Source organism: Pseudoalteromonas sp. MSK9-3 (assembly GCF_003590335.1).
Lineage (GTDB): Bacteria > Pseudomonadota > Gammaproteobacteria > Enterobacterales > Alteromonadaceae > Pseudoalteromonas.
Map to the genome: position 1 here is coordinate 172,808 of NZ_MIET01000070.1, position 12,849 is coordinate 185,656.

A 12,849-nucleotide genomic window follows, 5' to 3' on the forward strand; every position below is an offset into this window, starting at 1 on the left:
ATCACTCTACAATTGGTACCTAAGCCCTAAGTAAAAACGTCGCCCGTTACTATAAATACCTGTTGGCGCATATTGGTTTCTTTCATAGCTATACGATATTTCATCTGACAGGTTGATAAAGTCAAATGTGACTTTTAATTGCGATGACAGAGATACGGTAATATTGCCATCAAGCTGACCATAGTCATCGGTAATAATTTCACCTACACCGGTGGCAAACTCTGTTCTATAGTTGTAGGCTAGTCGTGTACTTAGCCAATGGTTTTCATAGTAGGCGGTGATGTTATAGCTGTGTTTAGATGTACCGGGAACAAGGTTATTTTGCAAAGAGGTTTGAGACACTCTGTTCCCATCAACGTAAGTATAGTTTGCGATCACGCCAAACCCATAAGCGAGATGTTGCTGGTAACTAAGCTCTAACCCTCTTACACTGCCGCCACTGCCATTTATAGGTCGGTCGATGGACATTAACCTATCTTCATGGCGTTCAAGTGCACGTTTAAACTCAATGAATGATGTCACATCTTTGTTAAATAGTGCGGCAGATATTAATCCACCATCTTGGAAATACCATTCTAAACTGGCGTCAAATTGAGTTGCCCGGTAAGGGTCTAAATTAGGGTTTCCACCCTGGCCTTGAGATTGAGTTACATTATAATTTGTTGAGGGCATCAGGTGATTAAACTGGGCACGAGACATCACCCGTGCAACTGAAAACCGTGACACCAGATCTGGGGTTAATTCAATATTTATATTTGCACTAGGAAGCAGGTCAACATAGGATTTTTTATCATTTATCCAGATAAAGTCCGTTGATGAACTATTGCTCGCGGGTTGTTGTAAGGCTTTGGCATCTTGCCAAGTGGATACAGCCCTTAGCCCCAGGTTTATTCTATAAAAGTCATCGTCAAACGAGAGTTTAAAATAGCCCGCGAGCGAACGCTCTTTTATATTGAAACGACTTGCTTGTTCAACATGCTGAACAAAATTAAGCGAGTTAAAATCCTGCTGTAATAGAGCAATATTTACCAAACTGTATAGCTTGAGTGTTTGGTTATTTCCTATATTTTCGAGGTAATTGTCGACAAATTGACTTGGGTAATCTGCAAGTGTGGTATTTAACTCACCCGCTAGGCCGTCAGTCGAACCATTTAAGGAGCGAAGGCGGCGAAAATCTCGTTGATGATTTCTATATTTTAAGCCTACTTTTATACTTGATATCATTGGGTGGTCAATTTGGTAATTGACATCTACTTGTGCGAAGTAAGCTTTATCTTCGCCTTGCTGAGCGTCTTTTCTCGCTTCAGTTAAAAACCACTGTGATGCTTCAAGAGGTGATGTGTCATAGTGTGCGAGAATATTTTTTTGTACACGGGTATCTACGCTAAACGTCGTATTGGCGGAGAATTGTGAAGTAAAATCTTCACTGGTGCCACCTTGGGCTTGGCTTTGTCCTAATTGGTATTGAACTTGCCAAATAGGGCCTGAGTAGAGTAAATCAAAATGAATACTCTGGGTATCTATCTGAGAATCACGCCAAATAGCTTCCATACTGGTATTGTATGGGTCGTTATTTAATTGACTATATTGGCCATAAACAAGTGTACTGTCACTAATGACTGCATTGCTTATTGAGCCACCTAAATCTAAAACTTTAGCGGGTTGCCATAAAAAATTTTGATTACTGTTATCGGCATCAAGTTGAGAATAAAGTAAATGAGTATCTAATCGCCAATGATGATTAAATTTGTAGGCTATGTTGGCTGATAGTGTTGATAAGATTCTTTCTTGTTTGAAAATTGCAGAACCGCCACCTCCTGGGGTCCAGATATTACTAAGGGCATTGGTTGTTACTTGGCTTGTCGGTGTTAAATTTTGCGCGTCATCATATTGATAATCTCTTTCATGCCACCCCCAAGATTCAAGCCCATCGCGACGCAATTGTCTCGTATATCGGGTGGCGGTAAAAAGCGTCGCAAAGTTTTCATCGCTATTTTTATAATTGAAAATTGCAGAAAGCTGAGGATCTAATTCATTTGATAAATCATTGTATTGCAATTGCGTGTTTAGCACTAAAAAGTGGTTGTCAGTTAAAAGTGGGTCGAGTGTTTTAATGTTTATTGCACCACCTAAAGAACCTTCATCTTGATCTGCTTGTGGTGTTTTGTAAACTTCCAAAGAGGAGACGATGTCTGCGGGTAGAAGCGTAAAATTAAATCCTCTATTAGGTTGTGATGATATCCACCAATCTGCAGAAGCGAGGTATTGTCCATTTAAATAGGTTCTATTTTGTTCGGGTGTGGTGCCGCGAACACCAATGCGTTCACCTTCGCCTTGAATACGAGATAAAGAGATCCCTGTGATCCGTTGCAGCGCTTCGGCCACATTTTTATCAGGAAATTTACCAATTTCTTGAGCGCTAATTGAATCTGTTATTTGATCACTAAATCGCTTATTATTGAGTGACTTGACAACGCTGTCATGAAAGCCGCGAATTTGAATTTTTTCAAGAGGGTTTTCGGTGTGTACTTTATTGTCTGTGGCTAATAGCTGTATAGGAAAGCAAAATGTGAGCAATAGTAAAATTGAATAACAACGATGACTCATTTTGTTTCTCCTTATATATTAACTTAGATTCATCCAGTTAAATGTATTTCACTATTGATGAACAGTGTATTATTAGTGTCAAATATCATACTCTTTTATTACGCTTTTAACCATACCTTTACATTGTACTTAGGACGTTATGCAACAAAATAGACCTAATAAGTTGTTAGTCAATGACGTCGTACTCGACAATGATGCTTTACGTGTGAAAGTGCATGGTGAATGGCGCACAATAGAGGTTAAGCAATTAGCGCTACTGTATTTATTGATTGATAATATTGGTCAGACAGTGACGCGAGACACTATAATCACGACGCTGTGGCCTGATATTATTGTGAGTGATAATTCTGTTAGCCAATTGGTGGTGCAATTAAGAAAAACGTTAGGTGATAATAAAAATAAACCGCGTTTTATTAAAACCGTGCCAAGGTTAGGTTATCAGCTGATTGCAGATGTTAGTGATGCCCCTGAATTAACCGAAACATTACTCGCACCACAAGTAAACAGGCCCATTTATTGGCTGTTCGCGGGCCTTATTATAGGTATGAGTGCTTTGCAATTAGTTAATAGCCAGATATTTGATACGCTACAAACAGCAGAGTATACCTACCAATCTCGCTTAACAGCTTCCCCTGGAGCTGAGGTGTTTTTGCGATATTCTCCTAATGGTCGTTACCTTGCATTCAGCCATGTAGGAAAAAACCAAGAGCAGTTTGATTTATCCGTGATTGATATGAAAACCCAATCTCTTCATAATCTGAAAAGTACGGGATATAGCGAAGAAGCGCCAGTATGGTCTGCTGATGGAAAATGGTTAGCATATTATCGATACGACCCATTTAGCTGTACCGTACGAGTGTTTTCGGTTGAGAACGCAATCGAAATGTGGCGCTTAAGTCCAGAAAGTACGTTATTTGAGTGTGATCCGGCACATGGCCCGTTACCTATTTTTTGGCCTACAGACACGGCACTCTATACCCAGCAATGGCAAGAGTCAGGTATTCAAGTTAAGCATCATGAGGTACTTTCAAGTTCAGGAATGAGGATTTCCAATACAACACTTTTACCCCGTGATATTGGCTATTTGAAAGATATTAATACTGAGACTGGAGAATTGCTTTTTTCACAATTGATAAATGGTAAACAGCATTTATTTAAAGGCCGTGTTGAGGGGGGAAATATAACAAAAAGAGTATTAAGTAATGATACTCGAGGGCCCTCTGTTTGGAATAAAGAGGTTGGCTCTTATGTGTTTGGTGAACATGCCCTCAAGTCTGTAACTCAGCAAGGTGATGAACAACTCATTTATCAACCAAATGGGGTTATTACTGATATTGCGGTAGATTTACAAGGTGGACATATTGCGCATTCTGAAGGTGAAGCGCAGGTGAGTCTTTATCATTTTGATACAAGGTCACAGAGCGTAACGGCTGAGTTAAACGCGGTTTCTTCACCTGCGAAACTAGATATCATGGCAGAGATATCTGAAGATGGAAATTGGTTTGCGTTTGCTTCTTATGGTCCACAAAGACAGCTAGGTTACACACAAGTGGAAATTTGGATCAAGCATCGACAACGTGATACCGCGAACTTACTCACTATGTTACCTCGTAACGTTTTTCCAAATCAGTTACTTCTTTCACCTCAAGGCGATAACTTATTGATTGTCTCCGAAGCTGGAGATGTCTATCTGATCAATCTCTTCTCGAAAAAACTCATTACAATAATTCAAGACTTTAAAGAATTAAGAAACATCTATTGGAGTGATGATGGCCGCTCAATTAATTACCAAGCAAAACAAGCTGCTGGTCAATGGCAATTGTGGCAGTATTCATTAAATGAGCTGAATAATCGGTTAATCGAGCGCGATCCACTAAAGCTTGAACGGTATAAACCGGTGTTGGCCGCACAGAATGTGAGTTTTGAGAGTTTTCAATCTGATGTTGCGTCTTATTTATTGAAGCATACGAAAAATGAGATTGACCCCAAACAGTTACAGGCCTCATTACGTTTGTATACACCGGCGCTATTCAATGAAGGTATTTATTACGTTTTACGCCAGGGGCATCAATTATACCTGTATTGTTACTATTCACAGCGCCAAGAGAACATTAGGATCAGACCTATAGGGCTCTATCTTTATGATATTAGTGTGTCACTCTCGTTAAGTACCGATTGGCTAGGTTCCCATATTTTATTTAATCGGGTTGATGGAATCGAAACGGATATTGTGCTGCATCGATTTAATTCAGCGAGGCAATAAACGCATCAATAGATGTTGTGGACCACGCCCGTGATAAGGCCGCTTCTCTTGCTTGATTGGCCAGGCGTTTTGCTTGTGATGGCTCTTTTGTCAATTTGGATTTATACAGTAATAGAGTTGGGTGTGCACTGTCTTGTGAGAGACCCTTATCTAGCCATGGTATAATTTTTGCTGGAGAGACTTGGGCGTTTATTAGTGCATCAACCAGTGCAATTATCGCTCTAAAGTGCTGTAAAGTCGCTGCGCGAGTAAGCCATTTTATGCCTTGATTGGGTGCGTAGTGCTGAGCTGTTTTTTGTAAGTAACTGAGTCCTAATCGATATTGTGCAACCGCTAAATCTTGCTCCGCTGCTTTGTGTAGCCAATTCAACCCAACATCTTGATCTTCTGCTGAATTACTTCCACTGAGTAAGCTGGTGGCAAGTTTATATTGAGCCAATGGGTAGTTATTTTTTGCTGATGCCAATAGCAGCGCAGAGTCGGCATGTGGCTCTCGCCAGTGATACTTTAAAAGTTTACTGGCATTGTATTCTTCGGAGCTTAGCCATTGAGAAATATAGTATTGTATTCGCCCATTCCCTTGTTCTGCGGCATCAATATGTTTGGTGATCTCTCGTTGATATTCTAGTTTTTGGGCATGAAAGCTCTTATCATATTGCTTACCTTTATACGTGGTAAAATGATAGGTCAAAGAGCGATTACTAATAGGCGCTGATGTTAGGTACTTCCAATGTGGTAGCGCATTGATAATACTCAACGTAAAGGTATTTTTTGGGTGACTATCTACAATTGAAATATTAGTGACTTTGCCACTGTCGTCTATATCAAACTCAGCCCATACCCATCCTTCCAAACCCAGTCTTCGCGCTTCATCTGGGTATGTGGGGGAAATATAAGAGGTGCGTTCTAAGGAGTGTTGGTTTTTTTTATTACGAGTGTTTGAGGGGTAAAGCAATTTAGCTGTCACATCGTACGAATAAATTTTCTGCATCGTTTGATACATATCAATCATGGCTTGTGTATCGTCATAGCTTTGTAGAACAAGCTGTGCAGTTTGCTGTGCATCGTCTAAGCCAAACTCACTGGCTAGCATGAACCAAGCATACGCTTTGGGTTTACTTGGGGCTGTGCCTTGACCATGTAAAGACATAACGGCTAAGTTATACATCGCATCCGCATTGCCTAATTGTGCTAATTGTTCAAATGCACGAAACGCAGTTTTATAATTTTTACTTTGGTAAGCAGTAGTAGCACTATATAAATCGGCAAATACGATGGGGCTCTTAAGCACTAAGCACATACTAAGTATGGCAATGAGTCGATTGAAATTCATAGTGCCTTAATAATTCGTTAATGATTAATACGCTTAGCCGTATCCTGATGACCTGCCTAAACTTGATTGTACTGTTTTATTCTACAAATACTAGCACCACTTTAAGTATTGATTATTATATAAGAAAAGCTGATAGCAATGGCTATCAGCTTTGGCCCCGGGCAAGGAGCACCCTTCCATGGGAAGTCGGATCTGTGTTAGCTAAACGAATATCCGACTAAAAATTAAACCTAACACCTGCGGTAAAGCGACGACCGTCAGCGTAAACCCCGGTAAGTGCTTGTTCTACCCCTTTTTCTTGGTAACTAACAGTGTGTTCATCTGTTAAATTGACAGCTTCAAAAACGGCAGTGACATTTTGAGTAATATTATAGCTAAGGCTTGCATCAATTTGACCATATGCATCCTGGTAGCCAGGCCATGCGCGACCTGTATCGTAACCTGTTCTGTAGTTATACGAAATACGTCCACTGAATGTGTCAGCTTCGTAGTAAGTACTAATATTGAAGGTACTCTCTGAAATTCCCGGAATGAGAATATCATTTCCATCAACATCTTTTGACTCACCGTCGACATAGGTGTAATTCGCTGAGACACCGAAGCCATCCACTATTTCGGTTTGAAAACCAAGTTCAAGACCTTGTAATGTGCCAGATGGTCCATTTATAGGTCGACTGATCTCAATAGGTACACCGTCAAACACCTCAGTTTGCGTATTATTACCAAGCGTTGATTGTAGATCTTTATAAAATATTGCTGCAGAAAATATACCAGCTTCAGAGAAGTACCATTCATAGCCTATATCAAACTGTGTTGCGCGATAGGGGTCTATTTTTGAGTTACCACCAGTACCCACACGAGTCTCTGTATTATAGGTAGTTGCATTTGTCATAGCCGCATAGTCAGGACGGGTCATCACACGCGCAGCACCAAAGCGTAGCAACATGTCTTCGTCTAGATCAATTGCTAAATTAACGCTTGGGAGAATATCAAAGTAGCTGGTGTCTTCTTCTTTCCACACTTTTGCATCCGCAGGCCCTACATATGCCCCCGTCGTTTGCTGTGTTTCGACAAGCCTCACGCCAAGATTACCACGCATACCTTCTACATCAATGTCAGCTTTTACGTAACCTGCGACGATTTCTTCTTTTATTGCAAAGTTACTATCATGTAATAAACCATATTGCCAATTTAGCGCATCGCCTGCCGCTCTAGTTTTTGCTAAATCGGTCATAGCATAATCTCGCAGCGTTTCATTTGTACCCACACCAGATAAAAAGTCGCTTGGCGCTGCAAAAGAGTAATCTGCCAAGCTCCAATTTAAATCTGTGCGCGTTTGAGAGCGTAAGCGGATGTTTTCTCTTTTATGGTCGCGGTATTTCACACCCATCTTAACTTTGCTAAATACGGCTAAGTCAACAGGCCGTTCGAAGTCGGCTTGGGCATAATACTCTTTATCAAGCGCATCATTACTGTCATAACGGAGAAATCCCAACTGCCAATTGTTGCCATCAGCAGGGTCTTTGGCATAATTAGTTCCAATGCTTTCTACATTGGATGCATCAAAGCTGTGCACTGCATTGCCTTCCCAGCCAACACTTCTATCAGTTTGTGTTCCACCAGAACCCTCTGTTACACCGATATGATAAGACGACGACCATAGCTCACCTTCATGCTCTATTTTTAAGTCGTAAGATTTAGTTTTAAGTTTTGAGTTACGGATTTTGGTCTCATCAAGAATATTGTTGCCATCAGGAGAAAGGCCAAATGTACCAGACTGCGCAAATTTTCCGACCTTGTCGTGCTCTACAACGTTCAAAGACGTATATTGTGAATTGCCGTAACCAGGTAGCCACAAAAAGTTTTGGTTGGCATTGTTTGCTTCCATCGTTGAATCAAGTGCGTTAAAAGTAACGTCGGTGTTATCGGAAGGGCGATACTGAAGTGTTAAGCTAAAACCGGTTCTGATACGCTCCTGGGTGAACATCGCTGACCCACCACCGCCTGGCGTATAAACATTGTCGATTGTTGTGCCGTCTTCAAGCGTCACATCACGGTGTGACCAGCTCCAGGCTTCGATACCATCGCGGCGTAAGTTGCGTTCTTGTCTAAAAACAGAAACTAAAGCACCAAAAGTTTCGTCGTCGTCTTTCCAGCTATATAGACCTGCCAGTTGTGGATCTGTTTCACCTGAAATCTCACTGTGTTGCATTAACACAGAGCCGGCAATTTTGTTTGCGTCTAGATCTAGTGGTTTACGTGTACGCACAATCACCGTACCACCAATTGACCCTTCATCTATGTCTGCTTCTGGTGACTTATATACTTCAAGGCCAGAAACAATTTCAGAAGGAAGCATTGTGTAGTTAAACCCACGACTCGCTGATGAATCTACCCACCAATCTGCTGAGCCGACGGCTTGGCCATTTAACAGCGTTCTATTTTGGTTCTCAGAGGTACCTCGAATACTGATCCGCTCACCTTCACCAAAATTTCGACTCATTGATACGCCAGTAATACGTTGTAGAGATTCTGCAACATTCTGATCAGGGAACTTACCTATGTCTTCAGAAGTAACTGCGTCAACAATTGAGTTTGCATAGCGCTTTGTGTTTATTGATTTAACGACACTGCCTCTAATTCCTCGTACTTGAATTACTTCTACTTCGTCTGTTTTTGCACTATTGGCCAATGTTGCGCCAGAAAAGCCAGTTACTGATGTCATTAGGATACTGCTGATCACTAATGCGAGCTTTTTCTTATTATGTAAATTCATGTTTAGTCCCCTTGGTTGCATTTTCATTATGTAAATTATTTTGCGACTAGGGCTATTAAACGCTTAACAATAAATTAAATCTTGAATAGTGATGATTAGTTATGAAAGTAGGTTTTTAAAAGGTGCTTGTTATTTTAAATAATAAAATCAATGGTGTAGGGTTATTTTTGTTGGCTTTTTCTCTTATGAGTAAATTTAAGTTGATTTATTATGTGAAATCATGAGGTCGAATTCACAACTAAAAATGGTGCTCGCTAAGGATGATAAGCGAAGCACCATAATTGAATGACGTTTTATAGACTCTTTTTAGGGGGTAAAGCGACGTTTGCGAAGATCAATCCTGCAACTAGCGACATAAAGATTAAGAACGTCTGCTGGCCAATGTGATCAGCATGAAGGAAACTTTGTCCTTCTATTAATGAATTTAAGCCTATGTAGGTTTTAGAACCCGGTACTAGCACAATTAAGCCTTGCATTGCGACAATAGAAGCGGGTGCATTAACCATTCTATTAAAAAAGTTACTGAATACACCCACGGCAAACGCACCGACAAACGCACCAATTGAATAATCGAAATAAACGGCTGCACTTATGCTCGCGGCATACGCGATAAAACCAGATGCAATAGACCAACTTGCATGTTTTAGTTTGGTTCTGAAAATCACGATTAAGCTGATACAAAGAAGCAGGATGGCAAGCCAAGCGGTCCATTTTGGTAAAGGCTCTGGCTGCACAAAGTCAGTGATCCCAAACAGGGCAAAACCAAGACTAATTCCCAAGAACGCACCAAAGTACAACTTAAATAGTAACATGAGCGCGTCCATCACGCGCGCCGTGCCAGAAACAAGGTGCCTAGCAGAGAGCTCTGCAAATGCAAGCGCTAAGGCTAACCCTGGAATAAACACGATAATAGAGGATAGCACCACAAGTCGGATATTAATGCTCGGGTCAACGTAGCTACTAATTGCACAGGCTCCCAGTGCAGCCACAATAGCAACCAAAGGTTCTAGCATGTGAGTAACCCGTTTTGAACGCGCTGACCAAACAACGAACAAAAAGACGAGAACAGAAAATAAACCTGACCATAAAACGTCATTCCAACTCGTACCCATTAGCATGGCAAAGGCCGCACCTGATACTGAAAAAGCTAGGCATGTCAGTGCCTTGCTATAGGGGTTGAGTTGTTCGCTGATGTTGTCTAAGCATGTATCAGCTTCGTCGATTGATAATTCACCTGCGAGCATACGTGATACAACATCATCAGTATCGGCAAGACTCCCTAAATCGTGATCGCCTGGTTCTACCCTTGCAACATGCGTGTATTCATCTTCATGGCCTTCTGACCAAATGACAAACGTGACCGATGTTGGAGACATCACAAATGCAGATTTCAGGTCAAGATGGGTTGCGACTTCCATAAGGTGGGCTTCAAGACGATAAGCTGGCGTGCCGTATTTATGCAGCATTTTGCCAAGTTTCACAATAAGCTTACGTTTTTGAGTAAAGGTTGCTGTGTTCAACTGTGTAAAACCTAAATGATAAAAAGACTACGCAATTAGTTGCGTCGCTATACCTAAAATATTCTAGTTAATTTGCCAGAGTAACTGTAATAACGGTAGATTTTAGCGCATTCTAATCGCTTTTATCGCAAAGTCTAGGTCATTTACCGAATTTAATTTGCATTTTTTCAAGGGTTTCTATTCACCAGGGTAAATATGCATTTTTTGGGGCTTTTTTTACATAAAAAACCGTGTTTTTTTCATTGTTAAGCAGTTGAATATAATTGAATATTTTGCATTTATTTGATTTAGGTCCAACTTTATCCATAATCTTATCTTATACTCAGTTTAATAAAATAGTGGTAGAGGCGATTATGTTAAGTGTGATTCAGGGTATGGCGTTAGGAAAACAGCTTCGGCTTTCTTTTTCATTATTAATTATATTACTCGTAGTGGTGAGTCTTTCTGGATATTACGGATTGAACTCAGCACAAAGCGGATTTACCAAATACAGAGGGTTGGCCCTTGAAACCAATTTGTCAGGCCGTATGCAAGCTAATCTGCTTTATGCGCGTATTGGGGTGATCAAGTATTTGTCTGATAGTAGCCCAAGCATACTTAAAGAATATGATGAACGCATGGACAAGCTAGACAGCTTTTTTGATACGGCAGATACCAAAGTCACGGATCCAGACCGCAGACGAATTTTAGCGAAAAGCAGAAATTTGCTAAAGCAATATGATAATGCATTCAAAGATGTTCAAGGTTTGATTGCGCAAAGACACGAAGTAGTAAACAACAGACTAAACCCTGAAGGCAAAGATATTCGCCTTCAGTTTACTCGACTACTAGATAAACTGAATGATACGAACCATTCCCAAGAGCTCTATGCGATTGCCAAAGCAGAAGAGTTTTTATTATTAGGGCGTTTGTACGTGGTTAAATACTTAGTAACAAACAGTGAAACCGATAAGAAACGGGCAGAGCTTGAGTTAAAGCAGAACTTGTTAGCAATTCTTGATGAAGATATTAGTAAGTTTCCTGAAATTACGGCTGAATTAAATGGCATTAAAGGGTCGGTTAAAAGTTATTTATCAGCGTTTGATAACATTACACAAATCATTAGTGCTCGAAACGACATCATTACACAAAAACTGAACCCGATTGGCGCTCAGGTGGCTGATAATCTTGAAAATTTAAAACTCGGTGTTAAATCGAAACAAGATGAAATTGGCCCAGAAGTAAAAAATACCACTGAATTTTTGTTGAGCGTTGTTACTGTGATCTCGGTTATTGCTGTGATTTGTGGTTTAGTGCTCGCCGCAACATTGCCTAATGTGATCCGTCGCCCAATAGGTGGAGAGCCGCTAGAAATTGCAGCGGTTGCAGAACGTATTGCCAATGGAGATTTTACCCAGCAGTTTGATGGGAAGTCGGAAGCAACCGGTATTTATGCCTCAATGGCTGCGATGTCTAATAATTTAAGTATGGCCATTTCGGGGGTTGTGAGCACCGGACACAGATTGACTGAGCAAGCACAGTTGTCGTCCACGATTGCCGGTGAAACTCAGGATGTGGTTTCGCAGCAAAAAGATCGAAGTGCACAAATCGCAACAGCATTGAATGAGATGGCATATAGCATTCAAGAAGTTGTTAAATTGTCAGGCAGTTCAGCGTCATCAGCAAATGAAGCTAAAGTATCAGCTGAAGGCGGGCTGTCGCTCATTGAGCAAATGGTTGCGGCTATAGAACGGCTGTCATCTACAATAGAAAATGCGATGCAAGATATTAAAACTCTGGCGCAAAGCAGCCAAGATATTGGGGCTGTAGTGGAAGTAATTGGTAATATTTCTGAGCAAACTAACTTACTGGCATTGAATGCTGCAATTGAAGCCGCGCGAGCAGGCGAGCAAGGTCGTGGATTTGCAGTTGTAGCCGATGAAGTTAGGAGTTTGGCAAAACGCACTCAAGATTCAACCACTGAAATTCAAACCATGATTGAATCGTTGCAATCGGGCACTAATAAGGCGGTTGCGAGTATGAACGAAAGTTCCAGCGAAGCGCTCAATACTGTGCAGCTTTCATCTGAGACAAAAGAGTCGTTAGATAAAATATTGGGTAAAATAAGTGTGATCAACGATATGAACAATCAAGTGGCCGTGGCGATAAACGAACAATCTACGGTATGTGAAGACATTAATCAGAATATTACTTTCTTGACGGACTCTGCGGAGCTGAGTGAACAAACCAGTAACCAGTCGGCAGAAGCAAGTAAAGAGTTAAAAGACTTAGCTGGTCAGCTGCAAGAGATCGCCGGTAAATTTAAAGTTTAACTTAGTATCGCAAAAAATACCGCTCTGTATTAATTCAG

6 protein-coding genes are annotated in these 12,849 nt (G+C 40.8%); 2 read left to right on the forward strand and 4 right to left on the reverse strand.

The features are described 5' to 3' along the window. Positions 1-6: 6 nt before the first annotated feature. The gene (locus tag BGP78_RS21425) at positions 7-2,607 is read right to left on the reverse strand and encodes a TonB-dependent receptor (RefSeq protein WP_119863298.1); all 2,601 of its coding nucleotides are present in this window, start codon (positions 2,605-2,607) and stop codon (positions 7-9) included. Between the two features lie 139 nt (positions 2,608-2,746). Here BGP78_RS21425 and BGP78_RS21430 point away from each other — a divergent pair, with 139 nt between their 5' ends. Next, a complete protein-coding gene (locus BGP78_RS21430; protein WP_119863299.1) occupies positions 2,747-4,870 on the forward strand; it encodes a winged helix-turn-helix domain-containing protein in 2,124 nt (707 codons plus the stop codon). Here BGP78_RS21430 and BGP78_RS21435 read toward each other — a convergent pair. The 3 genes from BGP78_RS21435 to BGP78_RS21445 form a co-directional block, all read right to left on the reverse strand. Then, positions 4,851-6,203, reverse strand: coding sequence for a TonB family protein (locus BGP78_RS21435; RefSeq protein WP_119863300.1), 1,353 nt, complete (start codon positions 6,201-6,203; stop codon positions 4,851-4,853). The two genes, BGP78_RS21430 and BGP78_RS21435, sit on opposite strands and share 20 nt — an antisense overlap. 217 nt (positions 6,204-6,420) lie before the next feature. Beyond that, positions 6,421-8,979, reverse strand: a complete 2,559-nt coding sequence (locus BGP78_RS21440; protein WP_119863301.1) for a TonB-dependent receptor — start codon at positions 8,977-8,979, stop codon at positions 6,421-6,423. A 293-nt stretch (positions 8,980-9,272) separates the two neighbouring features. Then, entirely contained in the window at positions 9,273-10,499 is a 1,227-nt protein-coding gene (locus tag BGP78_RS21445) for a threonine/serine exporter ThrE family protein (protein WP_119863302.1), read from the reverse strand. Between the two features lie 353 nt (positions 10,500-10,852). Between BGP78_RS21445 and BGP78_RS21450 the strand changes: the two genes are divergently transcribed. Further along, on the forward strand, positions 10,853-12,811 hold the full coding sequence (locus BGP78_RS21450; RefSeq protein WP_119863303.1) for a methyl-accepting chemotaxis protein: 1,959 nt from the start codon (positions 10,853-10,855) through the stop codon (positions 12,809-12,811). Positions 12,812-12,849: the final 38 nt, after the last annotated feature.

Bases quoted from the DNA above. Each gene is read 5' to 3' on its own strand.
- BGP78_RS21430 (WP_119863299.1), top strand. From the start codon at position 2,747: ATGCAACAAAATAGACCTAATAAGTTGTTAGTCAATGACGTCGTACTC.
- BGP78_RS21425 (WP_119863298.1), bottom strand. From the start codon at position 2,607: ATGAGTCATCGTTGTTATTCAATTTTACTATTGCTCACATTTTGCTTT.
- BGP78_RS21450 (WP_119863303.1), top strand. From the start codon at position 10,853: ATGTTAAGTGTGATTCAGGGTATGGCGTTAGGAAAACAGCTTCGGCTT.
- BGP78_RS21440 (WP_119863301.1), bottom strand. From the start codon at position 8,979: ATGAATTTACATAATAAGAAAAAGCTCGCATTAGTGATCAGCAGTATC.
- BGP78_RS21435 (WP_119863300.1), bottom strand. From the start codon at position 6,203: ATGAATTTCAATCGACTCATTGCCATACTTAGTATGTGCTTAGTGCTT.